The sequence below is a fragment of the Paenibacillus sp. 32O-W genome (genome assembly GCF_007679495.1).
Lineage (GTDB): Bacteria > Bacillota > Bacilli > Paenibacillales > NBRC-103111 > Paenibacillus_L > Paenibacillus_L residui.
This window is the reverse complement of record NZ_VEGP01000002.1, coordinates 40,319-65,046: the sequence shown is the minus strand read 5'-3', so window position 1 is coordinate 65,046 and position 24,728 is coordinate 40,319. Positions and strand designations below refer to the sequence as shown.

The following is a 24,728-nucleotide window of genomic DNA, read 5'->3' as shown; positions in this document are numbered from 1 at the left end:
AATTACGAATTTCCCCGAAGAGATATGAAGCTTTATTCCGGCCACCGCATGATCGCTTGTTCGCCAAGGGGCCTGTCAGGTGCTGATGGCCGGCCGGATGCGGCCTAGAGGCAATAGGGTAATGCCTATCATTAAGGACAGGAAGGCGATAAAATAGGGAGACACCTCCAGCCGGAGCTGCCCGGCAAGTATCGGACCCAGGAAGGCGCCGATCGAGAACGCGATGGATAACAGGGAGAAGGCGCGACCATATCGGTTTCTGCTCGTAATATTGGCTAGGAGGGTGGAGATCGACGGGAGGATGATCCCTTTAGCCATTCCAATTAGAAACAAGGAAACATAAAGGGGAATAGACCAGTTGACCGACATGCCGAAGAAAATCATGGCCAGCCCGAGACAACCCAACAAAGTTCGGATGTAGGCGGAATACCGGTTCAGAAACAGCAGACTCAGGGTGAGCAGAGCTCCCAGGCTGACGAGTGAAAACAGGATGCCCGAGGTCAGGATGGAAGCCTGGACAGACTGCATAAGCGGCAATTCAAAAAATAAAATTCCTTGTGCGCAGGACATGCCTAACGGGATGAGGAAGAATAACCAGGGAATGGATTCGGCTTCCGGCTGCGCCCGGACGTTGGCTACGGCGGCAACCGCTTCTTTCTCGTGGATCACCCCCGGCTCCTTGAGGCCGAAAATAGCCAATATGCCGGTGGCAACCAACCCCCAGCCCAGTATGGAGAAAGAGGCGGTGAACCCGAACTTGGCCACAAGCACGGCCCCTGCCGCAGGAGAAACTACGGAAGCCAACGTATGAACCAGCCCGTTGCCCGACATTAATTTGCCCTGATGAATTTGATCCCGGGCAATTTTGGCCAGCATGGCCAAGCATGCGGGAGACAGGAATGCGAGAACGAAGCCGCTGATGGAGCGGATGACCAACAGCTCCCATGGGGCGGTTACACGCGCCTGGAAGATCAGCAGGAAGCCTGCCGCAATTAGGCTGACAACGAGGAATTTTTTGCTGCCGTACCGGTCGACCCCATACCCGGCCAGCAGGTTCCCGGGAAGATGGGTAATAGAGTAGACTCCCAGAATCAGGCCGATGAACGACGGTGTTGCGCCCAACGATAGGGCGAACGGAGATAAAATCGGATACTGTGCGTGCAAATCGAAAAAGGCGACGAAAATAAATAAATACAGCCATATGGCCGTTTTCATGTTAAAGCCACCCCCTGAATCATTGTGTAATGGCAGGTCTCCCTTTACTTGTACGCTGCTTGGTACAAACATATGCCCAAATAGGAGGGGAGTTCTATGAACAGATGGATGATTATCCTGCTTTTGGCAGCCGTTCTTATTGCTCTATGGAGATTGCGGCGGACTTATTCCGGAATCAAACCCGATAGGGAACAGGAAATTCGCGAGAAGCTGGAGGAGCTGAGGAAGAAAAGAGATGAATAACCGCATCCGAATATTGTAAGATAGGAATAATCAGAGGGATGGAAGATTTGTAATAATCTATAGAACGAAAGGGGAGCCGAGATGGAGCAGTGGATGTTATTTCTGCAGGAACGCTGGTTTATTATCCTGATTGCTATTGTCGTGTTATTTTTAGTGATTAAATTGGTAAAAACAGTGATTAAATGGATTGTTGTGCTATTGATTATTGCAGCGATATTGTATTACGGAATGAATTACAAGGATCAGATTGGAGAATTCGCGGGGACCATCGGCAGCACGATTACGGAAAGCGTGAAGGAGCAAGCGATGAAGGCTATGGCCTCCGAAGCGAAAGAGGCGAAGTATAAGCTCAATGAAGATGGCTCGTATACGGTAACGACCAAAAATATTCAGGTGGATGTCAAGCCGAATTCCAAGGAAGCGAAGATTACCTTCCTCGGCCAAAGCTTCAGCCTCCCGATGAACGACCTCATCGAAGGTTTCATCGAGCAGGCTAAATCACAGTAGCATGATCTCCGAACATTCGCCTGCCACTAGAGATAAAGGTATGGACGGGGGACCGAGATGACCTCTTTTTTCGAAACCATTTCCACATACAATCTTATATCCGTCCTCATTGGAGCCGTCATAGCGCTGTCTGTTCTTCAAGGAGCCAGGAGGGGAGCGGCAGGCTCGGCCCGGCAGTTGACTTTCTTTCTGTTGGAGGGGTTAATGACTCTGGCCAGCGTCGTGGCCGCCTGGAAGCTGATGAACTGGCTGTCGCCGGTTGTGAGGGATTGGCTGATCGCCAGACAAATCGTTATTCCGAATGAGAAGCTTGGTTACTTTCATCAGCTCTATTATACGGCGGTGACCGGGATCCGGGATTTTTCGTTAATGCGGTCGGGGCTTATTTTCCTGCTGGTCTATTTGATTTGCAAGCAATTGTTGACATGGGCGCTGTACCAGCTTTATGGGGGCAGTCCGTCGGCAGCATCCCGCAGGAAGGGGGGCTTCTTTGCCTGGTTAAGCAGTCTGGCAGGGGGAGCGATCGGTTTGTTGACTGGGGCGGGAAGGGCGGTTCTGCTTATTGCCGTCTTGTTTGTCGTGACGGTGCTGTTCCCTCGCTCGTCTTTCACTGAATATATTCAAGGGTCGGGAATCTATCAGAAAGGCGCGAAGGAAGTCATCCAACCGGTGGCAGGAGGGTTTCTGGAGGAGCAGCTGCCGGTGTTCACGAGAGCGGTGGAAGCGGAGTTAAACGGCATTCTGCAGCGGAAATATGAGGTGCTGGACGCCAATGTTCCCGACGATGTGCTGGCGGCTGCGAAAGAAGTGACGGCCGGCGCCGATACGGATGAGGAAAAAGCCCGGGCCTTATACGAGTGGGTAGGCACTCGCGTAAGCTATGATCATGAGAAAGTCAGACTTTACGAAGAAGAGCGGATATGGAAGGAGCAGACACCGGAGGATACGTTCGCCAGCAGACAGGGAGTCTGTATCGATTACTCCAGATTGTATGCGGTTATGGGCCGTTCTGTCGGATTGGAGGTCAAGGTGGTCACCGGTCTCGGCTACGACGGCCGGGGCAGCTATGGGCCGCATGCCTGGAACGAAGTGTTTCTGTCCGAGAAGGGGGAATGGGTGCCGTTGGACGCAACCTGGGTATCGAGCGGCGGCAATTGGTTCAATCCGCCGAATTTCTACGAAACCCACGTGAAGGATGCTTAAGCATCCTGTTTGGAGAAGATGCTTGCGAAGAAGAAAAGGTGGAGCCGGAAGCATAATGTTCCGGTCATCCACCTTTACATGAAGAATCGGGAGCTTGGGGATAGCGCAACACGGCATACCCGTTAAGGCAGCACGACGAAATTGGTAGGAAGCCGTCTTTCCCGTCCGTCGGAAGGGCTGTTGAGCAGCTTGCCGTTGTAGTAAAACGCGCTGGAGCCGCCTCCATCCAGCGTATAGGCATCGCGGACCTTGAACTCAAGCAGCTTGTCCTGTGCTTCTTCCAACGTTACCCCTTCGCTGTAGCCCTTTTGCCTTCCGTCAATTACGATGAAAAGCAGGTCGCCGTTAGAAAAATGTCCGATCAGGGTGCGCGGCTCTTTTTTGTTCCTCCAGGCGCTGGGTATCGTCAGCTTCTCCCCGTCCTTCAACAGGGAAGGAACGAATGTTGCTCCCTGCATCACGTTCAATTTCTTAATCTGTTCTTCGGTCGTAATTTCACCGCCTACGAGCTTTCCGTTATTATCAAACCCGATAAAGCTCAGGTCGGTGCGGTAAAATGTTTTGATCTCACCGTCTACCACCGTAATGCCAATCGGATAGAGCAGCCCGTTCTCTCTGGCGAAGCCGCCGCCGTTAATGGCCAATACGGCACCTGTTCGACGACCGGCCTGACTGGTAGTCTCGCCTTTGTCCCCGACCTTGTCATTGGACAGCACCAGCTTGACCGCGCTCGGATCATGCAGCTTGACCTTGGCCATATACCCTCTATATCCGGCTTCCTTCAACGAGAAAACTTTGACCGTCGATCTTTCGCCGAAGGATTGTCCGATCGGTTCGCCAAGCATATTGGTCAGGATCTGATCCAAGGTATCTTCCGTTTCCTTCGCGTGCTGCTGGCTGGTGGCCACCAATTGGTCTACAGCCTGCCTCTGTGCTTCATCGATTGCGGTTTGGGTTGATACGGATTCAATCAGCTCGGCAAGCGCTTGGCGGCTCTCGCTTAAGTGACCCGCCGCTTGTGAAGCTGTTGCCCCCATAGCCTCGTAACTCTGCTCAATGGCCGTCATATCATGCAGCATACTCCCCAGTGTCTGCTTGGTAGGTTCCAGCGCTTGGGCTGCGTGCATAGTTTGATCATGCAGCGGATTAGAGAACAAAAAAGCGAAAAAGAAGGCCGCCAGCATAGACACAAACAACCCCAGCGCCACATGAATTCTAGTACGCACGGGCAGCTTCCTCCAGCTTAGTAATGGAGCTTCGCAGATTTTCCAGCTCCTTGCTTAAGTCGCTGATCCGTTCATTGAGAGCTTGTCTCGTCTGATCGGAGGAAGTTAACGTGCTGCCGGCGAGCGAAAGCTCTTCCTTCACCGCCTCCAGATCGCTCTGCACATGATCAAACTGGCTCTGGAGCTGGGCCAGGCTTTCCTTATGTTCACCTAACTGGGTATGTAGCTCCGTAACTGTACGGTTCAAGTCTTCGGCACTGGTCTGAATCTGAATCATTTGCTGCTGCAGCCCGTTTATGTAATGCTTGGCCAAGAAAAAACTGCCCACTAACAGCAGCGCCCACACAAGTATGGGAGCGGACCAAACCAGCCATTTGCGCAGCGGTTTTCTGGCTTCCTTGTTAGCCGGGACAGAGGTGCTCGTTGCGACAGAGGAATCGGCAGGAACATACGATAAATCTTTCATGATGTAATAGAAATCCTTTCTGATTAATATTATTCTTGGTGTAGGAAAACTAGCAACCTATTAATACTTACGTCGAATAATAGCAAATGTTGCTGTAAAAAACAAAAAAACTGCGAGCTTTTCGTCGCGGATTAACCTGATCTTCCGACCGGTATCGTTAATCCTTCGGGCCATATGCACAACTAATTTGTACGAAATTTCATACAGAGCAAACGGAATGGCGCATCTAACTGGAAAAACTCCATATAGTTTGCCCCTCTGGAGCGAAAGTCGGTAACTACCTTGAAAATCCGTCTATTTTCATTTTCTGCTGGTGCCGAGCAAACGGAATGGCGCATCTAACTGGAAAAACTCCATCTAGTTTGCCCCTCTGGAGCGAAAGTTGGTAACTAAGTGGAAAAACTGCAGCTAGTTTGTGCAAAAAAGGCGATTTCAGCAAAAAACCTCCATTTTAAATGTAGTTTTTCCATCTAGTTTAGTCACTCTGCGCCATTTGCATCAATTTACCTGCATGAAATACAGTTAGACGCCCATGCAGGCCGCTTGGCCGCACCATCTGATGGTGAAAACAAGCCGGTGGATCCAGGAGAAGATTATAGCTTGGGGGATGGGGGGAAGGGTTATTGGCCGAACACGGGTCAAGGCTTCTTTTTGTGCCGTCAAATATGTTAAACTGGTAGGAAAAGCATAACTGGTGAGGATCGGTTTAGGAAGTCTGGTGAGACAGAGGAGCATGCGGAAAGTTTGGAACGGAAATGGCGGGAAGACTGTTCAAGCGGCGGACCGGGACGTTAACCGTATGGGAAATCCAAACTGGGCGCAAAATGTTCATTCAATCACCACACTTTTTAGGAAGGATGGGCAAGTATGGATATTACTCCGGAAGTGGAAGAGACACAAAAAAGGGAGATTAAGAAGCGAATAGGGTTTTCGATCCGTATTAATGTGTTCTTTTTCTGTATTTTTCTGTTGTTCTCTATCCTTATTGTTCGGCTGGCCATTCTTCAGTTTGTTCAAGGGGAAGAGCTGACAGCATGGGAAAAGAGAAATTTGAGCCGTAATATTTCGATTTCACCGATTCGTGGAAATATATATGATCGGGAGGAATCGCCGATCGCTTCGACAACGTCGACACAATCGGTATCTTACCGGATTGAGCCCGGTCAGACCAAAGAGGAAAAAATTGAGCTGGCCAAAAAGCTGGAGGAAATTTTCGTCCGCTTCGGCGATCCGTCCGTCGAACCGATGACCGCGGAGGAAATCATCGAGAGGATGGATGTCGGCTTCGACATCAACGGCGAGAAGTCAAAGGACCCCGCCTATACCTACTGGCCGAGGCGGATTAAATCCGGACTGACCCGGGATGAGATTGCTTATATTTCGGAACATCGCGACGAATTGAAGGGGCTTGAGGTCGAGGAGGAAAGCACCCGTGTATACGACCCGAGGCAAATTGCCGTGCAGTTGGTCGGATACTTGCGGCCTTATTCTACGGCGATAAATCAGAAGTCGAAATCGTTGGACCGGTACAAAGAGGAGAACAGCGACTATTTGAAGGATGAATATGTCGGTTTCGACGGGTTGGAATTGATGTATCAGGACGTGCTGCGGGGCCAGAACGGGGTGCGCACCTATCCTGTGAACAGCCGGGAGCAAATTGTCGGACATGTGGAAATTACACCTCCGGTCAAGGGAAACAACCTGTTCCTGACGATTCATAATGAGGTGCAGCTGGCAACCCAGCAGGCGATCACGGACCATTTGGAGCTTCTACAGAAGCATCCCCCGAATGCAACTTATGCCAAGGGCCGCAATGCGAAGGCCGGATATGCCGTTGCCATAGAGGTTGACTCGGGCAAGGTAGTGGCCATGGCGAGTATGCCTGATTATGATCCGAATGTATGGACCGGGGGGATTTCAACGGAGGCCTGGAACGCTATCCAGAACCGGTATACAAACGGGACGATACGAGAACGGTACGCGGATGTTCCGGACGATCAGGTAGGAAAATTTGCGTCATCGCTAGTTCCTCCAGGATCGGTGCTTAAACCGCTAACCGTGCTGGTCGGCCTGAACGAGAAATTGATTACACCCAACGAAAGGTATAATGACCGGGGAATCTTCACTTACGGTAAAAATAACAACGCCAAAGTCCGAAATTCGGATTACCGGGCCTACGGTCCGATTTCTCCCGCACGGGCTCTGCAAGTCTCCTCCAATACATTCGTGGCCGAAAGAGTAGGGAACCAGTTATATACCAAAGTTAAAGATCCTCTGGACGTCTGGCACTCCTATATGACGCAATTCGGGCTCGGGGTATCTACCGGAAGCGGCCTGCCCGGTGAAATCGAGGGAGATTACTATTATTACGAAACCGCCAAGAAACTGCAGGCGCAATTTCCGCTAATCAATGCCTCTTTCGGACAGGAAGCCCGCTATACGACGCTTCAGCTTGCGCAGTATACGATGATGCTGGCCAACAAAGGAAAGCGGTACAAGCCTCTCTTCGTGGACCGGATTACGACCTATGACTTCGAACTCGTGGAGAAGGTGGAGCCCGAGCTGCTTAACGAAGTAAGCTTCCCCGATGAATACTGGAAGGTGATCAAGGAAGGGATGACCAGTAAGGTGGACGGGTTCGACGGAGTTCCTTACACCTACGTCCGCAAAACCGGTACGTCGGAGTGGGAAATTGCCCGAAAGCACGTGGATAATGCGGTATTTATCGGCTATGCTCCCGCCGACAAACCGAAGCTGGCCGTTGCGGTGGTCGTTCCCGAAGGAGGATTCGGGGCTTACGGGGCCGCGCCGATCGCCAGAAAAATTTTCGATGCATACGATCAATACATCGGCCTGGACGGTATTCCGAAGGGACCGGCCGTTATAGAGTAGAATCCTTTAGAGGCGGGCTTTCTGCCCTGTGCCCTCACCTTGCACCTTTTGCAGGCGGGACGCATAGGGTAAAGAAAGGCCGCTGCTTTTTTACCACATTAGAAAGTTTGAGTTCATTAAAGCATTAAAATGGAACAACTTTCTAATTGGCATAAAAAGCTACCTTTAAAACCGGGTTATTCGTCTTCGAAAAGGCTCCGTTAGGAGTTTTTTTTACACTAAATGTTGCCCTAGGTAAAATGTTTTGTGGATCGCCTAAATAGAGGCTGTGAGAGATGCCGGATCAGAATCGGATCGTTCAAGGCATTCATGCGGCCTGCAATATGCCGGAAGGCCCCGCATTTCAAGCTCCGCAGCTTGCAATATGTTTTTATGACTAATGGAAGACAGGAGGAGAGGATCAATGAGCGGAAGAAGACTTAATTCTTCCTTGCAGCGCTTGATCATAAGCATGGTTTATTTGGTCCTGACCGCAGCGGGTGCTATGTGGTTAGGAGGGGCGGGAGCAGCGGTTGCAGCCTTAACCCTGTATAAATAAGCTGACCGGAAGCAGATTTACGCGCCGCGTAAAGGCAGGTTCCGTAATTGTCGGCGTCCTCTAGGGGAGAACCATACCGTATTACTTAAGCATCGCAGACCGCGACGCATGTGGTCGGCTGCCGCCATGCAGCACCATGCAGCACCATGCAGCACCGGGAGCCGCGTTTAGATGCAGGAGGTGTCTGAACTTTTTGGCCGTTCGTTTCCGCAAGGCGTTAAGGTATGGTATACTAAGTCATCGGTATCTGATCTTCAATTGCCTTAAGATGCGGGCGCATCTTGGGGCATTGATGCTGAAATGGAGCTATTAATTACTTAAACAGCCATATAAGTTTGGAGAGTGTACCACATGTGCGGAATAGCAGGAGCGATGTATTTTACAGAAGAAGTACCGTCAGAACAATTGCTGCGCAGAATGACCGATGTAATCGTTCACCGGGGACCGGACGACTCGGGATTCTGGACGGATCCGGGAATAGGGTTAGGCTTTCGCAGACTGTCGATTATTGATTTGCAGGAAGGCCATCAGCCTCTGACTAACGAGGACGAATCGGTCTGGATCGTCTTTAACGGAGAGATATATAACTATAAAGCGCTTCGTCAGCAGCTTCAGAGCAAGGGACACCAGTTCCGGACACAGAGTGACACCGAGGTCATCGTTCATCTGTATGAGGAGTATGGCCCGGAATGCGTCAAGATGCTGCGCGGGATGTTCGGTTTTGTCATCTGGGACCGCAAGAAGAGACAGCTGTTCGGGGCGCGCGATCATTTCGGCATCAAGCCTTTCTATTATTCCTGCGGGCCGAATCAATTTCTGTTCGCCTCGGAAATCAAAAGCATTCTCGCGGCCGACGGAACGCGCCGTTCCGTGGAGACCGAGGCTTTCCTGAATTACTTGACGTTCCAATATGTCCCCGAGCCGATGACGATGTTCCAGGGCATCCGCAAGCTGCCCCCGGGTCATACGATTACGGTGCGGCCGGACGGAACCATTAAGCTGAGCCGTTACTGGGATCCGATGTTCGAGCCGGTGTCAAGGCCGTTCGATGATTACGTCGAGGAGATCCGCGAACGATTGAAGGATTCGGTCGTTCATCATATGCAGAGCGATGTGGAGAGAGGCTGTTTCCTGTCCAGCGGGATTGATTCCACAGCCATTGCCGCTCACATGCGGAGCATCGAGCCGATAAGGACCTTCTCGGTCGGTTTCGAAGGGGCCAACAATGAGACGACCATTGCCCGGGAGACAGCGGAAGCGCTGGGGACCGAGCATTATTCCAAGTTGATATCGGAGAAGGATTTCTTCGAATCGGTTCCGAAAGCGATTTGGCATCAGGATGAACCGGTAGCCGACCCATCCGCGATCGCCCTCTATCATGTGGCGCAGCTCGCAAGGGAACATGTAACAGTCGTATTGTCCGGCGAAGGAGCGGACGAGCTGTTCGGAGGCTACCGCATTTACCGGGAACCGTTGTCTTTGCGTCCGATCTCCTGGCTGCCCTTGCCCCTTAAGAGGCTGCTTCATCAGCTTGTAGACAAGCTGCCTGCGGGGATGCCCGGAAGGAACTACTTGCTGAGGGGAACGACTCCTCTCGAAGAACGCTTCCTGGGAAATGCGAAAATATTCACCGAGGACATGAAGGCGGAAATTGTCCGCGCCAGCGGCTCCCTGCTGGATAACTACAAGAAGCCCGTGCAAATAGCGGCTGAGTTCTACAGCAAGACCCGTCACCTGGACCCGGTAACCCGGATGCAGTATATCGATATGAACCTGTGGCTGCCGGGCGATATTCTTATGAAGGCGGATAAGATGACCATGGCCCATTCCCTGGAGCTGCGCGTTCCGTTCCTGGACAAGGAGCTGTTCGAGCTGACGCGCAAAATTCCGGTCGATTATCGTCTGGGGCAGGGAACCACGAAATATATTTTCCGCAAAGCGATGGAAGGAATTATCCCGGACTTCATCCTCAACCGGCCGAAGCTGGGCTTTCCGGTGCCGATGAGGGAGTGGCTCAAGGGCAGTCGGGGTGAAATGGTGCTGGAGCAAGTGAAGGCCAGCGGAATAGGGGATTTGGTCAATCTGACGACTGTAGAGCAAATGGCGCTGAAGCACCGCAAAGGAGAAGGGGACTATGCCCGGAGACTTTGGGTGATCTATGTATTTGCATTGTGGCATGCTTCCTATATGCTGGAGAAGCCGGGCACTTCCTATGCTGCGGCTAATTCATAAAATATTAAACGTGTCGGAGGAGAGAGATGGCTGCGTACAAACTGATTGCGTTGGATATGGATGGTACATTCCTGACAGAAGAGAAGACGATTTCCGAGGAAAACCGCAAATGGGTTAACCAAGCGATCGAAGCCGGGGTTACGGTGATGTTTTCTACAGGGAGAGGGGTTCAGAATATTTCCCCTTATGTTGAGGATTTAGGATTGACTTCCCCGATGGTTGCCGTCAACGGCGGAGAAGTCTGGAAGTCTCCGCAGGAGCTTCTGAGCAGGACTCCGCTCCAAACGAGCTGGGTTCAACAGCTTCACCAAATGGCCTTGGAATATGATGTATGGTATTGGGGTTATACAGTGGGGGGCTTATATAATAAAGATAAATGGACTTCGGATTTGGAGTCGGAGCAGTGGCTCAAGTTCGGATTGTTTACCGAGGATCATGTTAAGCTGGCCGAGATTCGCAGCAAATTAGAGGAATGGGGCAATTTGGAAATAACCAACTCTCATGTTTCGAATCTGGAGCTGAATCCCCGCGGCATCAGCAAAGCAAGTGGAATCAGAGAGGTATGCGGCCTGCTGGGAGTGAAGATGGAGGAAGTGATTGCGATGGGGGACAGTCTTAACGATCTGGAGATGATCCGTCAGGTCGGTCTCGGAATCGCGATGGAGAACGCCCAGGAGGAACTGAAAAGAGAGGCGGATGCGGTTACCGCTTCGAACGAAGAGGATGGGGTCGCCAAGGCGATTCAGAAGTACATATTCGGGCTTTAAGAAATTCGGCGACTTTAAGGAACGAAGCGGAAGCCCGGATCCGGAGAAAAGTTGAAGTTCAAGGATTAAGCCTCAAAATCCTAAGTAAAGGTAAGGGGAATAGCCATGGCTATAGTGGGCTGGATACTGATAATCGCATTGTTTGTAGTCGGCATGCTCGGTACGGTAATTCCCGTGCTTCCTGGCGTGCTGGCGGTATATGCTGCGTTCTTTGTCTATGGCTGGTTTTTCAGCTTCGAGCCTTTCGGCTTCTGGTTCTGGGCTATACAGACCGCGATTGTGGTGGCCATTCTGGTGGCTGATTATATGATCAGTGCCCTCGGGGTCAAAAAATTCGGGGGGACGAAGGCTTCGGTCATTGGCAGCACTATCGGGATTATGATCGGTCCGTTTGTTATCCCGGTCGCCGGGCTGATTCTCGGTCCGTTCGTGGGAGCCTTCATCGGGGAATTGATTGCCGGGGCGGACTGGAAGCAGGCGGGGAAAGCCGGAATCGGCTCTGTCGTCGGATTTTTCTCAAGCGTTGTCGCTAAAGTTCTGCTTCAGCTGCTGATGATCTTCCTCTTCATCATCTGGCTAATCGTCTAAACCTTAATTGGGGGAAGGGTTGCAAGTGTCCAAGGATTCATTAGTTAAAGGAACCCTCATCCTTGCTGTCGCCGCCCTGGTTGCGCGTGTGCTCGGCGTGGTCCAAAGGGTTCCTCTCGTTTACTTGATAGGCGACCAAGGGATGGCTACGTTCTCGATCGCGTTCAATATTTATACTCCGCTTCTAACGATAGCTACGGCAGGCATTCCTAGCGCCCTAAGCAAAATGGTATCAGAGCGGACGGAGCTTGGGCGGCATGCCGAAGCCGACCGGATTTTTCGCGCCTCGGTACAGTTTGCCGTAGTGGCCGGTCTGATCATGACCGTTCTGCTGATTCTGATCGCCCCTTCCTATGCCCAAATGTCAGGGGACCCGTCCGCCGCGCTGGCTATAAGGGCGCTGGCTCCCGCTTTGCTGCTCTTCCCGCTTATCGCAATGATGCGCGGTTATTTCCAGGGAAGGCAGAGGATGATGCCGAACGGACTGTCCCAGGTCATAGAGCAGATTCTGAGGCTGATTACGGCGGTCGGACTTGCCTATTTGCTTCTGGCTATCGGCTGGGGGCATGATTGGGCGGTAGCCGGGGCTTCCTTCGGAGGAGTGATGGGCAGTGTCGGGGCATTCCTCGTCCTGCTTCTGTTCTATAAACTGCTCAGGGAGAAGGATGCGTCTCAAGGAATAAGGAGGAATGCTTCCTTCCGGCAAAAGCCGCTTCCTTATCGCACGATTTACGGGCAGATTTTTCGGCTGTCGGTGCCTATTGTGCTGTTTTCGATGGCGGTACCCTTGGTGTATTTTATCGATACCTCGACGGTCATTCCGCTGCTGCAGAATTTGATCGGCGCCGAGCAGGCCAAGATTGAGCTCGGTGTCTTGACGGGGAGGGCGCAGTCTCTGGCCGGGATTCCGATCATTCTGGCAGTCGCGCTCAGCCAGTCGATCGTCCCTATCGTATCGGCAGCCTATGCCCGCAATGATTTACCTCAGGTCCGGCAGCAAGCCGCCAAAGCGATGCAAATTTCGGTGCTGACCGGTCTGCCGGTCGTGCTCGCTATTGCTGTCGCTGCGAGGCCGATTAACGGCACGCTGTTTCCGGATGAGAACGGAACGCTGATCATTGCGCTGCTGACGGCTACCGCATTGTTCCAAATTATGATGCAGACATCGGGAGCCATTCTGATGGGCATCGGCGCCATGCGGCCGCTGATTCTCCATGTCCTCATCGGCCTGGCCGTCAAGCTGGGGGGCAGCTTCGTATTTGCCCCATGGCTGGGCATCAACGGAGTCGTGCTGTCAACGGCCCTTTGCTTCATCGTGATGATGCTGCTGAATTTCCGGACGCTGAAGGGCAAGGTTCCGTTCGTAATCCTGGGGCTTCCGCGCTGGATCCGGCTGATTGCCGCATCCGCCATCATCATCGCCGCGGGCGCCGGGGTCGAGCGGTTAATGTACCGTTACGTCACCTGGTTCCCGGCCAAGCTCGACTACTTCCTGAATGCGGCCGTCACGTGCCTGGTGGTCATCGCGCTCTATCCGCTGCTGCTGTTCACTTTCCGCATCGTGACGAAGAACGACCTGGCCAACCTGCCGGGGCCAGTGCAGAAGCTGGTCCGCAAGTTCTCTGCGGCCATCAATCGATGAGCTCGCGCGCGAGGATCGCGAGCTCCGGCTTGCGCAGCCCCGCGCAGTGCAGGCGCGTCAGCTCGGCCGGGGCCCCGGCTCTGGCGGCCGACAGGTGAGCGACCGGCGACAGGTCGCGGAACCAGTCGTACCGCTCCGGGGCCGCCAGCGGCCGATCCGGCCACGCCGCAGGCAGCCGGGGGCTGCACAGCCGGCTTGCGCCTTCGCGCAGCGCGCAGCCGTTCAGCCTTTCCGTATATGATGACGGAAAGGCTGTTCGCGTGGCCGCATCCTGGAACAGATGCGGCCAATAATCGGCCCGGGAGCCGCTGTGCGGCACTTCCCGGGCGAAGCGGTGGAAGCCGTCGCGGGCAGACGGCAGGCCGAACAGCAGCGCGTACAGCTGCTTGCCGATTTCGATCCGTTCGTCCAGATCGGGGAAGTTCTCCAGAACGCGGCCGTACAGCGGCCAAGGCTTCCCCGGATTCCCTGCACGGATCGGCATGCCCATCGCATCGGCAGCTTGCGATGGGGAGGGAGCGGCTTCGGCGCCCGGATAAGCGGCTGCCGGCCGCCCCGCGGACGCGGTAGCCTTGCTTCCCGCTGCCCGGCCAACTGCCGAAGACTCCGCCGGAGCGGATTTGCAAGGGAAGATGATCTGGTTGGTCTGCGTGGCGGCCTGGGTCAGGCGCATGAGCGAATGCAGCGCATGGTCTTGAAAGCGGGGATGCTCGGCAACCCTGGCTTGAATATAGTTCTGCTCATTGATGATTAGAGCAATCGTGATCAGAGCCGAGCTGCCTTCATCCCAGAACAGCTCCCACATCGGCTGCATGAAGCGGGAAACGTGGAGCCAGGGCAGCAGATGAAAGAGGGGGCGGTTCCATGTGCGGCTGCGTTCGTAAAGAAGCAATTGAGGAAAGGCATCCTGAAAAATGAGGGCGTTAGCCGTTTCGAGCATGTCGAAGACGGATTCAATTTCCCCCTCATCCAGCAGACGGGGAAGCAGTTCCCCGCGTAAATCGGTCATGTTCCACCCGCCATTGCGGGAAACCATATGAGCTAGCAGCGCCCAATGAATATCCGGGTGCTTGCCGTAAAACTCAAGGTAAGCGGCAGTGCGCGTGAGGTTATTCCGGTTAAGGAGGGCGGTATGCTCTTGTAACTCGCGAACCAGCTCCTTTTCCCGGCTGCTTAATGCCTTATTTGAATGATGGGCAGGGGGCTTCCTCAGCTGTTCCTCCAGGCGGGAGACTAGCTGCCGTTTCCTCTCCGGGGAGAGGTTCAGGGGGATTTCCGCTTCACCGGACCGGACGGAAGCATGCCACAGCCGGTTGACCGAATCCGCGATCAAGCGAGCTATTCCTTTACCGAGCAGAAGTCCTTTAGCCCACATGCTGTCTCCCTTATTCGCCCCTTTCGATTCCGCCGCCATTTCATTGCCCCTTAATGCGAATGATAGTTTTTTACCACATTAGAAAGTTTAAGTTCATTAAAGCGTTAAAATGGAATAACTTTCCAACTGGCATAAAAAGCTACCTTGAAAATCCATCTATTTTCATCATCTGATGGTGCCGCGGTCAGAGGCATGGGGGTCTACCTTTAAAACGAAGAGGCTTCGTTAGGTGCTTTTTTCATAGTATGTTCCATATATTTGAAATTATTTGCGAACACAAATGCGAGCACAAATGTAACTACATAGGTCTTCCCAAAAAAATAATATTCTATTGCATCTGTTCCCCAAGTGCCGTCACCGTCATCGCTCCCTTCGTCTCCTACTGGATATTATTGCTAATAAAAACTCGAAGAAGCAAAATTAACCACTACCGCGACTAGCAGTTTAGTTCAATAGGCGTTTTCCGTGAAAAAAGATGTACTTTCTCACATCTTTTGTGGTTTGTAACGCTACGATGAAATTTTTCTAGAGGGCCAAACAAAATGGGGCCTCCCTAAACTTAAAAAAGGAAGTGCGAAGAAGACGAAGGCCGCTAACCTTGGAGAACGGTTGAAGGGATATAAACCGTATATCCTTGCGTTTCTTCGTATGTTCGCATTCCCTTTGACCCTAATCAAGCGGAACGAGACCTGCGTATGGTCAAAGTAAAACAAAAAAAATCGGGCACCATACGCCTCCGTAATTTATTTTCCCTAATCCGAATCTTTATTATTCTTTAAACGTAGTAATTAGCATGATATGATTATTATGTAAGGTGGAAATCCATGGAGACTCCGGTTTGGGATGGCAATAGGTCCTTTATTCTAGGCAGAGCTGCTGTCGTTGACTGAATCCGGTTCTGCGCCAAGGAGCGGCCTGTTTGATAGAATCGCTGCTGGATTAGCAGAGTGTTCTATTATCCAGTCCACCGGGAGGGGGATTTTCACCGAGCTAATAGTCTTCATTTATATCGACTAAGAGGGAGAGGATAGGTTTGAAGAAGAGGTACATAACATGGATGAGTGCTTTCGTCGGCCTGATGATGCTGGTGCTGACAGGCTGTCAATCCATTGGCGGCGTAGATTTGAATAAAGCGCTGCAGAACAACCTGGAGGTTGCCTCCTACGAAGGAACTTCCAATTTCTCGATAGAATTGATCGGAGGATCCGATTTTGACTGGGCGGCTGACGGAGAAGATCTGTCCTTCCTGAACAATCTTCAGCTGGAAATGAACAATATTAAAATGCAGGACCGGAACACCCTGTCTATGGACGCGGCATTAGTGACCGGTAAAGGAAAATTTCCTTTCTCCGTATCCATGACGAAAGAAGAGATAGCCGTTCAATTTGAAGGAGCCGCCAAGCCGGTTTATCTTAAGCTGGATGACTATACTTCGATAGACCCGATGATGATGACCATCAACTGGGCGGGGCTGTCCGAAACGCTGGAGAATAATCAAGAGCAGCTATTGAAGGCAGTAGGTCCTTTCATTATCAATAATTTGCCGAATCCGGACAATATTAAAGTTTCCAACACCAGCGAGCAGATTGACGGCATCTTTACGAATCTGACCAAGGTTCAGGTGGAAATCAAGGGAAGCGAAGTTCTGGATCTGCTTAAAGCTTTCATTGATAACATCAACGCTAACGATCAGGCCTTGAAGGAAGTCATCCAACAAATCTTTACTCTCGTAATCGATCCGGTTCAGAAAGAATTGCAAGGGGAGATTGAGGGTCTGGACAATGGTGTCGATGTTAGTCCCGCTACCGTGGATGAAATCTACAATGCGGCAAAAGAAGGATTGACGGAGCTGTCTCTAGAAATTGAGGCGATGAAAAATTCCGGAGAGGCTGACGAGTTCTTAAACGAGAACAACTACATGAAAGTAGATATGTATGTGGACAGCTCTTCTCAAATTCGCAAAATGGATATGGAGCTTGTCCTGAACAATCCGGAGCCGTCGAATGACGATTTGAATACGATCAAAATCAAATCGACGTCCGAGATGTGGAATATTAACCATGCGGTAAAAGCGGATATTATTAACACTCAGGATGGTTTGAATGTCGAGAGCGTGACTATGGGTAAGTTCCTGAAGAACCTCGACGCCAATTCTGCGCTTTACAAGCTTATGGTGGATGATTTGGGGCTGAAAAGCAAATATATTTACTTGCCGATCTGGGAAGAAGTAGACGGCGAATTGTATGAGCTTCCGTATATCGATCCCGTGACGGAGAAAGCTATGGCTCCGGTACGTTTTGTAACCGAAGAGCTTGATGCCGATGTAACGTGGGATAACGAGAAGCGGCAGGTGACCGTTGTCGACATCTGGACCGGCAAAACGATTGTGATGACCATTGAAAGCAGCACCGCTACCGTAGACGGCGTTCCCGTGGAGATGGAAGGGGTAGCCACGCTGCAAGGAGACACGACTTACGTCCCTCTTCGCTTTATCGCTGAAACCTTCGGTGCCGAAGTCAATTGGGATACGGAAGATTGGGCGGTTATTATTACTAGAGACTAAGCAGGGTAAATGAAGGGCGCGGCCATCAAGGGCCGCGCTTTTTAAAAATATAAGAAAGTATAAGTTTTCATCTATACCTGTTCTTATATTTCATCGGTAAACGCGCCCGTCCTAAGGACGGCGATAGCCGTTTATCCTTGTATTGTGGGGTATTTACAGGGATCCGTTAAGAATCTTTTTTAACGCGCTGTCCAAAGGACGGCGATAGCTGTTTATCTCTGATTCTTGTCAAGGTATAGCTGCCCCTCAATGCCCGTTCTCGGGCTTTATTCCTCCGCTTCCGGTTCCGGCGGCTGCGGAAGAATTCGATGTTCCTTGAGACGACCGGCCCTCATTGCCGCATCACGAAGCAGGAATTCGATGTGTCCATTAACACTGCGAAACTCGTCGGCGGCCCAACGTTCCAGTACTTCGTACAGCTTGGGATCGATCCTGAGCGGGAAGTTTTTCTTGGGTGCCATTTAAGGGCCTGTCAATAAAGGCTTCCTGTGTTGATGACCGGACTTGCGGATCGATCCGACACGATGGCCACCATCAGGTTGTTGATCATTGCCGCCTTTCTTTCCTCATCCAGTGTAACGGCACCGTCGGCCTCCAGCCGGGCTATGGCCATCTGAACCATGCCGACGGCCCCTTCGACAATCTGCTGTCTGGCCGAAATGATGGCCGACGCTTGCTGTCTCTGCAGCATGGCGCTGGCAATTTCGGTAGAGTAGGCGAGGTGGGTCAATCTTGCTTCCAGCACCTCTACTCCCGCTACGGACAAGCGCTCTTGAAGCTCCGCCCCGAGCTCGCCGGCCACCTCTTCGGCATTGCCTCTCAGGGAATAACCGTCGCTAATGAAGTTATCATATGGGTATTTGCTGGCTACGTGCCGAAGAGCCGTTTCGCTCTGGATTTCCACGAATTGCTCATAATGGTCCACATCGAACATCGCTTTCGCCGTATCGACCACTTTGAAGACGATGACCGCGGCGATTTCGATCGGATTGCCTTCCACATCATTCACCTTCAGCTTGGCACTGTTGAAATTGCGGACGCGAAGGGAGATTCTTCTGCGGTTGGAGAAAGGAACGGTAATCCACACTCCGGCCTCGCGGATGGTGCCCATATAAGTCCCGAAGAAGGTGATGATCTTGGCCTGATTAGGCTGAACGACCGTAAATGAAGACATCAGAAAGATTATATCTATGGCTAACAGAAGGAGACCGGATACAATAAACTCCTGGATCAGCAAAAAGATGCTGGCGATAAACATAGCGACCAGAATCACCAATCCCAGATAGGCGTTAAATTTCCAAGCTTTCTTTTCAACCATGGTGTCTCATCCTTTCAAAAGATATTGTTGTCATTTCGTTTTGATACTTAAATGATATCACATTTTGAAATATATGTAAATATTAATATTTTCCATTTTCCTAATAAATAGACTCCTATTGCAAGTGCGGTAAAAGAGGCAGAGACCATCGAGCTTTCACTTAACCTAAGCAAATGGGAGGGTTATGGAGAAGGGATGCCGCATAGGCTTCCCGGATCGTAACGATTGTTGTCCTGTGATAAGCATGCTGTGAACCATTTGACATACGGAACGGAGAAGTGCTATAACAAGGAAAATGGTCCGTAGCTCACTGCTGATGCTTTAAGCCATAGGGTGGGAATAGATTCAGTGGCGTATATGAGCGAGGACAATACTAAGGAGGGAACGGCGTTGAACCGAATTCATTCCGAGCAGGAGTTTCAAGAGCAGGTTGGGCAGAATAAACCGACGGTTGCCGTATTTAAGGCCGCATGGTGCAAGGACTGTCATTTTATCGATCCGTTCATGCCGGATGTAGAACAGGCTTATGCAGATAAGCTGACCTTCGTGGAGATTGACCGGGACGAGTTGCCCGATCTATGCGAGAAATATAATATTCTTGGTATTCCCAGCTTCATCGTTTTCCGTCAGGGACGGGAAGTGACCCGTTTTGTAAGCAAACTCCGCAAGACAAGGGAAGAAATCGAGCAATTTCTGGACCGTTCCGTAGAGGTGGCCAACGCGCTTCCGTCTTGATTTCGTGCAGCGTCCGATCTTGGACATTGCCAATAGGAACAGCTAGCAGCACCACAAGATAAGAAAGGCCGGGTAAGAGAGTTCTCTTCCCGACCTTTTTTACCACATAGGAATCTTTAAATTCTTTACAGCGTTAATACGATGAAAATATAGATTTCTATTGGCATAAAAAGCTTCCTCTAATACCGGGTTATTCATCTTCGAGATGGCTACGTTAGGAGCTTTTTTTACAATTATAGGCTTTATCTTATCGGCGCCCGGCTGCTTAATGCCCGATAGCACCTTATCCGCGCCTCATCGTCCATTAACTGTTTTTGTAACGCTCATAGGCGGCTTCGTACACTTTCAAATACTTGTCCACACCCATATTCTCGACTTTTTTGACATAGCTGTCCCATTCGCTGAACGGAACGGCTCCGGTAATGAACTTGGCCTCCATTTCCTTGATCAGCGTATGAATATCGCTTCCGGTGGATTGCATAAACTCCGTTTCATCCTGGAGGAAATTGAAGCTGTACCAGAGGTCCTTAATCCGGTCGGGTTCGGCTTTCTGGCCGACGGCTATCGATTCCGGCAGCGTTTCCGAGCCTTTGAAATATTTCTCCTGAACGTATCCCGGGTAGCTGCCGCCCATCCAGGTTACATATTTCGTCAGAGCTTGATCCAGAGTCAATCCTTCCGGGTTGTTCTTGATTTCATCGACGAACTCCAGCTTGCCGTCCGGCGTTTGCGTATAGGAGACGCCTTCTTTCCCCATGAAGTAGAATGTGGCGCCCTCATCTCCGAAGAAATAATCGATCCAGCGAACCGTCGCTTCCGGATGCTTGTTATTGTTCGTTATGACGAAGGCTCCCGGCCAAACCATAGGAACTTTGATATGGGTATACAGCTTATCTCCGTGCGGACCTTCCAAAGCGCCCAGCCCGAAGTAATTTTCCCCGTTAAACTGCGTTTTCGGATTCGGATTGATCGTCGCTCCGAGAATATCCTTGCCGCCCTTGGCGTACAGCTCGCTCGATTTTTGCGTAAATATGTCTTTGTCGATCAGACCTTCCGCATACAATTTATGGACATATTCAAGCACTTCCTTGTACTTCGGGTCCAGACGGAAGAAGCGCAGCTTGTTCGTCTCCGGATCCACATCGACGAACTTATGCCCCAGGCCTCTTGTGCCCACTCCCCAAGCTCCTTTCAACTGATCGATCAGAGGCTCGATTCCCGTTCCGCTATAGGGGATTTCATCCATTTGGCCGTTTCCGTTCAAGTCGGTTTCTTTTACCGCTTTTAAGTATTGGTAGAACTCCTCCGTCGTCTTCGGCTCCGAAAGGTTCAGCTTGTCCAGCCAGTCCTGCTTGATCCAGAGAGGGGTGCCGATAAGCATGGGCAGGAACTCGGGGCTGTAGAAAGAAGGAAACGAGTATATATTTCCGTCGGGCATTGTCAACGCTTTTCTCAAATCGGGATACTTGTCCAACAATGCTTTCAAGTTAGGCGCGTGCTGATCGATCAAATCATTCAATTTGAGAAAAACGCCCTGCTCACCGTATTTCGCCAGATCGGATGCAGGCATCCGGGCCGTATAGAATCCATCCGGATAATCCCCGTTGGCCAAGGCGAGATTCCGCTTCTCCGTCAAGCTTTCGAAGGGAACCAATTGAAAGTTGACTTTGATGTTCGACATCTTGGCATATTCTTTCCATACCAACGTTTCTTCGAAGTTATTCGTGTTGGTCGCCGCCTTGCCCGTAAAGAAAGTAAGCTCAATCGGCTCTTTGACGATCGGCATGCCTGTCGGATTGAAGTTGTCCGTTGTCTTGGCTTCAGACTCCCCGCCGGTCGTTGTGCCTCCTGCTGCTTCTTGTCCGCCGCACCCCTGCAGAAGACCCGCGGTCATAACGGAGGACAGCATGATGGTGATCCATTTCTTTCTTTGCATTTTTCGATTCTCCTATCCTTTGTTTAATATTTATGTTTTATATGGAAAACGTACAGTTTAGCCCTTGAGGGCTCCGATCATAACGCCCTTGACAAAATACTTTTGCAGGAACGGATACAATAGAAGGACCGGCAAATTGGCGATGACGACTACCGCATATTTGATCGCCTCCGCCTCCATCAAGGTTCTGGCGTGAGATTCGTCGCCGACATTGATCATTTGCTCCATCTGGCCTTGGATGAGAATTTCCCTAAGGAATAGCTGCAGCGGGTATTTCGCTCTGTCGGTCAAATAAATGAGCGCGTTGAAATAAGCATTCCAATGGCCGACACTGTAAAACAGGATCATGACCGCGATGATCGGCATCGACAAAGGCAGAACGATCTTCCATAAAATTTGCAGATTGGAGCATCCGTCGATAGAGGCCGACTCCTGAATCTCCCCGGGAATGCTTGACTGGAAGAAAGTCCGCATAATAACGATGTTCCACACCGATACGGCATTCGGGATTACGAGCGCCCAGAACGAATTGAGCATTCCCATTTCCTTCACAATGAGGTAGGTCGGAATCAGTCCGCCGCTGAAGAACAGGGTGAAGACCATAATCCCCGTGATCAAATTCTTGCCGGCAAAATTCGGCCTCGACAGCGGGTAAGCGGCCATGACCGTCATCGCCAGATTAATCGCCGTGCCGACCAACGTATACATAATCGTGTTCAGATAACCGGTCAGAATCTCCTGATTCTGAAATATTTTTTCATACCCTGTAAACGAAAGCGAGCTGGGAAATAACCAGATCTCCCCGTTCAGGACATCCTCGGGATTGCTGACCGAAGCGCTCAGGACAAAGACCAGCGGGTAAAGGACGATAACGGAGACGACCGCCAGCAATAGATTGATTATAATTCCGACGATCCTGTCGCCGGTGCTTTGCGCTGTCATGGACAATCCCCCTTTCTACCATAAGCTCGTTTGCTTCATCATTTTGGCTGCGCGGTTAACGAGCACCAACAGAATGAAATTCACTATCGAATTGAATAACCCGACCGCAGCGGAAAGGCTGTATTGTGAACCGAGAATTCCGCTCCGGTACACATAGGTGGAGATGACGTCCGAGCTTTCGTTGTTCAGCGAGTTTTGCATCAGAAACACCTTCTCGAAGCCGACTCCCATAATGGAACCTACATTCAAGATAAGCAGGATAACGATGGTGGGCATAATGCCGGGAAGGTTGATATGCCATATTCTCCGCAGCCTGGAGGCTCCGTCGACCCGTGCTGCCTCATGAAGCTGAGGATCGATGCCGGCCAGAGCGGAGAGATAAATGATCGAGCTCCAGCCCATCTGCTGCCATACTCCCGACAGGACGTAAACCGTCTTGAACCAGGCCGGATCGGTCATGAATGCGATCGGCTCGCCGCCGAACAGCTTGATTATCTGATTGATCACGCCATTCTGCGGGGACAGGAACATGACGACGATTCCGACCAGAACGACGGTGGACAGAAAATGCGGAGCATAAGTGACGGTTTGTACAAAACGTTTATAAAATTTGAACCGCACCTCGTTGATCATTAAAGCCAGCAGAATCGGAACCGGAAAGCCGACCAGCAGCTCGTACAAGCTGATGCCGAGCGTATTTTTGATCAGTCTCCAGAAGAAATAGCTGTCGAAAAACCGTTCGAAATGCTTAAATCCGACCCATGGGCTGCCCCATATCCCTTTGGTGGCGATAAAATCCTTGAAAGCGATCTGCACCCCGTAAATAGGAAGGTAGTGAAAAATAATGAAATAAATGAGGACCGGAGTGATCAGCAAATAGAGGTCCCAATATTGGCGAAACGATTTCAGCAGAAATGATCGCCGCTTCTTTCTCTTATGGACCGCCGTCAATTCGGTCGAAGCTGCAGTTTCCATATGTGGTATTCACCCCCTCTCGCTCATTTCTCCGACCGGAACAGAGACGGTTGAGAAAATAATGTTTCGTCGGGAAGCGGATTTATACGCTTCCTTATCGCTTCTTTTAGCTTTTCTCGTTGTCTCCATCCGGTATTTCTTCTTTAATTTGCGGATACATGAGCATTACTTAGTTTATAGGCCAATTGTTAGGGCAGAATTAGATCGATGTGAAGGTTTGGTAAATTTCTCGAAAGAGGCGGGCTGTTTTTACAAAGCTTTATTGGAGGGAGCGATTCATTGGTTTGTCACAATTGTGAATGGAATTACAGGGGAATTATCGATATAATTGGACTTGGTATGATGTAACAGCTATCACCATGTGAGACTAAAAAGCGGGTGGCATGTCAATATGAATAAGTGGTTAAATAAAATAGCCGTAGCTTCCGCCATCGGAATGTTTATCGTTCTGTTGATGGGTGCTGTCGTAACCAAGACCGATTCGGGAAGGGGTTGCGGAGACGATTGGCCGTTATGCAACGGCAAGTTCATCCCCAGCTACACGATTGAATCGATGATTGAATACAGCCACCGGTTTGTGAGCGGTGTAGAAGGTATTCTCGTACTGGTCGCGTTCATTGGAGTGGTGAGGCTGGTCAAGCGCAAGGACGCCCGCTGGTATGCCGGCCTGGCTCTTGCTTTCACCGTTGTACAAGCCATTCTGGGGGCCATGGCTGTTAAATGGGAGCAGTCTTCGCTCGTTATGGCGCTTCATTTCGGTATTTCCATGCTGGCCTTCGCCTGTTCACTGCTTCTGGCCATCATTCTGCTTTATTCGGAATCGATTCCTGAACGGGGACCCCGGGGAGGCAACACTACAGTTCTCCCGTCGGCCGGCTTGCGCTACATGATATGGATCACGACGATATATTCTTATATCGTTGTTTATTTGGGAGCTTTCGTCCGCCATACGAAATCATGGGGAGGCTGCTCCGGATGGCCGTTGTGCAACGGACAAGTCATCCCTGAATTATCCGGGGCGACCGGTATTGTCTTCTTGCACCGGGTGGCGGCTTTGCTGCTGTTCGTCGCCATTGCCGTTATGCTGTATATGCTGCGCAGGGAACGGAAATACCCGCAGGAGCTGGTGAAAGCAGGGTATTGGGCATTCGGCTTGATCATTCTGCAAATTCTGAGCGGCGCCTACGTTACTTTTACAATTACATCGGATTGGCATCTGCTCTCCGGGCTTATCCATACTTTGCTTATCGCAGGCCTGTTCAGCATTCTTGTTCATTTAAGCGTCCGGGTGTTTCAGTACAACCGTTAATCCGGATCCCGGAAGACTATCGCATTTATGAATCGTTTATCAGGTGAGGGGGAACA

General features: G+C 51.0%; 21 protein-coding genes and 1 pseudogene. 13 read left to right on the top strand and 9 right to left on the bottom strand.

What is annotated here, in order from left to right:
- Positions 1-75: 75 nt before the first annotated feature.
- The gene (locus tag FS806_RS01225) at positions 76-1,215 is read right to left on the bottom strand and encodes an MFS transporter (protein WP_144932357.1); all 1,140 of its coding nucleotides are present in this window, start codon (positions 1,213-1,215) and stop codon (positions 76-78) included.
- Between the two features lie 96 nt (positions 1,216-1,311).
- Here FS806_RS01225 and FS806_RS25590 point away from each other — a divergent pair, with 96 nt between their 5' ends.
- From FS806_RS25590 to FS806_RS01215, 3 genes are all read left to right on the top strand, one after another.
- Positions 1,312-1,458, top strand: a complete 147-nt coding sequence (locus tag FS806_RS25590; RefSeq protein WP_186328149.1) for a hypothetical protein — start codon at positions 1,312-1,314, stop codon at positions 1,456-1,458.
- A gap of 81 nt (positions 1,459-1,539) precedes the next feature.
- Positions 1,540-1,965 carry a hypothetical protein gene (locus tag FS806_RS01220; protein WP_144932355.1) on the top strand — a complete coding sequence of 142 codons (426 nt, stop codon included), beginning with the start codon at positions 1,540-1,542 and terminating at the stop codon, positions 1,963-1,965.
- Between the two features lie 57 nt (positions 1,966-2,022).
- The gene (locus FS806_RS01215; RefSeq protein WP_144932353.1) at positions 2,023-3,168 is read left to right on the top strand and encodes a transglutaminase domain-containing protein; all 1,146 of its coding nucleotides are present in this window, start codon (positions 2,023-2,025) and stop codon (positions 3,166-3,168) included.
- Positions 3,169-3,290: 122 nt separating this feature from the next.
- Here FS806_RS01215 and FS806_RS01210 read toward each other — a convergent pair whose 3' ends face one another.
- On the bottom strand, positions 3,291-4,394 hold the full coding sequence (locus tag FS806_RS01210) for a phosphodiester glycosidase family protein (protein WP_225312743.1): 1,104 nt from the start codon (positions 4,392-4,394) through the stop codon (positions 3,291-3,293).
- Positions 4,384-4,860 carry a hypothetical protein gene (locus FS806_RS01205; RefSeq protein WP_144932351.1) on the bottom strand — a complete coding sequence of 159 codons (477 nt, stop codon included), beginning with the start codon at positions 4,858-4,860 and terminating at the stop codon, positions 4,384-4,386. The genes FS806_RS01210 and FS806_RS01205 overlap by 11 nt, the downstream gene beginning before the upstream one ends.
- An 867-nt stretch (positions 4,861-5,727) precedes the next feature.
- Here FS806_RS01205 and FS806_RS01200 point away from each other — a divergent pair.
- The 6 genes from FS806_RS01200 to FS806_RS01180 all read left to right on the top strand — a co-directional run bounded on the left by FS806_RS01200 (position 5,728) and on the right by FS806_RS01180 (position 13,519).
- Entirely contained in the window at positions 5,728-7,752 is a 2,025-nt protein-coding gene (locus tag FS806_RS01200) for a peptidoglycan D,D-transpeptidase FtsI family protein (RefSeq protein ID WP_144932348.1), read from the top strand.
- A gap of 403 nt (positions 7,753-8,155) precedes the next feature.
- The gene (locus FS806_RS26485) at positions 8,156-8,290 is read left to right on the top strand and encodes a hypothetical protein (RefSeq protein WP_260981931.1); all 135 of its coding nucleotides are present in this window, start codon (positions 8,156-8,158) and stop codon (positions 8,288-8,290) included.
- Positions 8,291-8,641: 351 nt separating this feature from the next.
- A complete protein-coding gene (gene asnB, locus FS806_RS01195) occupies positions 8,642-10,522 on the top strand; it encodes an asparagine synthase (glutamine-hydrolyzing) (protein WP_144932346.1) in 1,881 nt (626 codons plus the stop codon).
- A 26-nt stretch (positions 10,523-10,548) separates the two neighbouring features.
- Complete coding sequence (locus tag FS806_RS01190; RefSeq protein WP_144932344.1) at positions 10,549-11,289, top strand: HAD family hydrolase; 741 nt, start codon at positions 10,549-10,551, stop codon at positions 11,287-11,289.
- A 105-nt stretch (positions 11,290-11,394) separates the two neighbouring features.
- A complete protein-coding gene (locus tag FS806_RS01185; protein ID WP_144932342.1) occupies positions 11,395-11,877 on the top strand; it encodes a DUF456 domain-containing protein in 483 nt (160 codons plus the stop codon).
- Between the two features lie 25 nt (positions 11,878-11,902).
- Positions 11,903-13,519, top strand: a complete 1,617-nt coding sequence (locus FS806_RS01180; protein WP_144932340.1) for a putative polysaccharide biosynthesis protein — start codon at positions 11,903-11,905, stop codon at positions 13,517-13,519.
- Here the strand turns inward: FS806_RS01180 and FS806_RS01175 are convergent.
- Positions 13,509-14,933: a DUF2515 family protein gene (locus FS806_RS01175; protein ID WP_144932338.1), complete on the bottom strand. Its 1,425-nt coding sequence runs from the start codon at positions 14,931-14,933 to the stop codon at positions 13,509-13,511. The two genes, FS806_RS01180 and FS806_RS01175, sit on opposite strands and share 11 nt — an antisense overlap.
- Positions 14,934-15,524: 591 nt before the next feature.
- Between FS806_RS01175 and FS806_RS01170 the strand changes: the two are divergent.
- Positions 15,525-15,628 (top strand): annotated as a pseudogene (locus FS806_RS01170) (IS66 family transposase); the annotation flags it as partial.
- Positions 15,629-15,927: 299 nt separating this feature from the next.
- Complete coding sequence (locus FS806_RS01165; RefSeq protein WP_144932336.1) at positions 15,928-17,457, top strand: copper amine oxidase N-terminal domain-containing protein; 1,530 nt, start codon at positions 15,928-15,930, stop codon at positions 17,455-17,457.
- Between the two features lie 266 nt (positions 17,458-17,723).
- On the opposite strand, the gene FS806_RS01160 is transcribed toward FS806_RS01165, so the two are convergent.
- Entirely contained in the window at positions 17,724-17,918 is a 195-nt protein-coding gene (locus FS806_RS01160) for a type II toxin-antitoxin system antitoxin (RefSeq protein WP_144932334.1), read from the bottom strand.
- A gap of 11 nt (positions 17,919-17,929) precedes the next feature.
- The gene (locus FS806_RS01155) at positions 17,930-18,775 is read right to left on the bottom strand and encodes an SPFH domain-containing protein (RefSeq protein WP_144932332.1); all 846 of its coding nucleotides are present in this window, start codon (positions 18,773-18,775) and stop codon (positions 17,930-17,932) included.
- A gap of 357 nt (positions 18,776-19,132) precedes the next feature.
- On the opposite strand from FS806_RS01155, the gene FS806_RS01150 reads away from it, so the two are divergent.
- Positions 19,133-19,510 carry a thioredoxin family protein gene (locus FS806_RS01150; RefSeq protein WP_370451779.1) on the top strand — a complete coding sequence of 126 codons (378 nt, stop codon included), beginning with the start codon at positions 19,133-19,135 and terminating at the stop codon, positions 19,508-19,510.
- A 304-nt stretch (positions 19,511-19,814) separates the two neighbouring features.
- Here FS806_RS01150 and FS806_RS01145 read toward each other — a convergent pair whose 3' ends face one another.
- From FS806_RS01145 to FS806_RS01135, 3 genes are read right to left on the bottom strand one after another with little or no spacing between them, the layout of a single operon-like run.
- Positions 19,815-21,446: an extracellular solute-binding protein gene (locus tag FS806_RS01145; protein ID WP_144932328.1), complete on the bottom strand. Its 1,632-nt coding sequence runs from the start codon at positions 21,444-21,446 to the stop codon at positions 19,815-19,817.
- A gap of 57 nt (positions 21,447-21,503) precedes the next feature.
- A complete protein-coding gene (locus FS806_RS01140; RefSeq protein ID WP_144932326.1) occupies positions 21,504-22,388 on the bottom strand; it encodes a carbohydrate ABC transporter permease in 885 nt (294 codons plus the stop codon).
- Positions 22,389-22,403: 15 nt separating this feature from the next.
- Positions 22,404-23,363 carry an ABC transporter permease gene (locus FS806_RS01135; protein WP_144932324.1) on the bottom strand — a complete coding sequence of 320 codons (960 nt, stop codon included), beginning with the start codon at positions 23,361-23,363 and terminating at the stop codon, positions 22,404-22,406.
- 391 nt (positions 23,364-23,754) lie between these two features.
- Between FS806_RS01135 and FS806_RS01130 the strand changes: the two genes are divergently transcribed.
- Positions 23,755-24,672: a COX15/CtaA family protein gene (locus FS806_RS01130; protein WP_144932322.1), complete on the top strand. Its 918-nt coding sequence runs from the start codon at positions 23,755-23,757 to the stop codon at positions 24,670-24,672.
- Positions 24,673-24,728: the final 56 nt, after the last annotated feature.

What these genes read in the sequence shown, in the direction of transcription:
- FS806_RS01225 (WP_144932357.1), bottom strand. Translation starts at nt 1,215, where the DNA reads ATGAAAACGGCCATATGGCTGTATTTATTTATTTTCGTCGCCTTTTTC.
- FS806_RS25590 (WP_186328149.1), top strand. Translation starts at nt 1,312, where the DNA reads ATGAACAGATGGATGATTATCCTGCTTTTGGCAGCCGTTCTTATTGCT.
- FS806_RS01220 (WP_144932355.1), top strand. Translation starts at nt 1,540, where the DNA reads ATGGAGCAGTGGATGTTATTTCTGCAGGAACGCTGGTTTATTATCCTG.
- FS806_RS01215 (WP_144932353.1), top strand. Translation starts at nt 2,023, where the DNA reads ATGACCTCTTTTTTCGAAACCATTTCCACATACAATCTTATATCCGTC.
- FS806_RS01205 (WP_144932351.1), bottom strand. Translation starts at nt 4,860, where the DNA reads ATGAAAGATTTATCGTATGTTCCTGCCGATTCCTCTGTCGCAACGAGC.
- FS806_RS01200 (WP_144932348.1), top strand. Translation starts at nt 5,728, where the DNA reads ATGGATATTACTCCGGAAGTGGAAGAGACACAAAAAAGGGAGATTAAG.
- FS806_RS26485 (WP_260981931.1), top strand. Translation starts at nt 8,156, where the DNA reads ATGAGCGGAAGAAGACTTAATTCTTCCTTGCAGCGCTTGATCATAAGC.
- asnB (WP_144932346.1), top strand. Translation starts at nt 8,642, where the DNA reads ATGTGCGGAATAGCAGGAGCGATGTATTTTACAGAAGAAGTACCGTCA.
- FS806_RS01190 (WP_144932344.1), top strand. Translation starts at nt 10,549, where the DNA reads ATGGCTGCGTACAAACTGATTGCGTTGGATATGGATGGTACATTCCTG.
- FS806_RS01185 (WP_144932342.1), top strand. Translation starts at nt 11,395, where the DNA reads ATGGCTATAGTGGGCTGGATACTGATAATCGCATTGTTTGTAGTCGGC.
- FS806_RS01175 (WP_144932338.1), bottom strand. Translation starts at nt 14,933, where the DNA reads ATGGCGGCGGAATCGAAAGGGGCGAATAAGGGAGACAGCATGTGGGCT.
- FS806_RS01160 (WP_144932334.1), bottom strand. Translation starts at nt 17,918, where the DNA reads ATGGCACCCAAGAAAAACTTCCCGCTCAGGATCGATCCCAAGCTGTAC.
- FS806_RS01155 (WP_144932332.1), bottom strand. Translation starts at nt 18,775, where the DNA reads ATGGTTGAAAAGAAAGCTTGGAAATTTAACGCCTATCTGGGATTGGTG.
- FS806_RS01150 (WP_370451779.1), top strand. Translation starts at nt 19,133, where the DNA reads ATGAGCGAGGACAATACTAAGGAGGGAACGGCGTTGAACCGAATTCAT.
- FS806_RS01145 (WP_144932328.1), bottom strand. Translation starts at nt 21,446, where the DNA reads ATGCAAAGAAAGAAATGGATCACCATCATGCTGTCCTCCGTTATGACC.
- FS806_RS01140 (WP_144932326.1), bottom strand. Translation starts at nt 22,388, where the DNA reads ATGACAGCGCAAAGCACCGGCGACAGGATCGTCGGAATTATAATCAAT.
- FS806_RS01135 (WP_144932324.1), bottom strand. Translation starts at nt 23,363, where the DNA reads ATGGAAACTGCAGCTTCGACCGAATTGACGGCGGTCCATAAGAGAAAG.
- FS806_RS01130 (WP_144932322.1), top strand. Translation starts at nt 23,755, where the DNA reads ATGAATAAGTGGTTAAATAAAATAGCCGTAGCTTCCGCCATCGGAATG.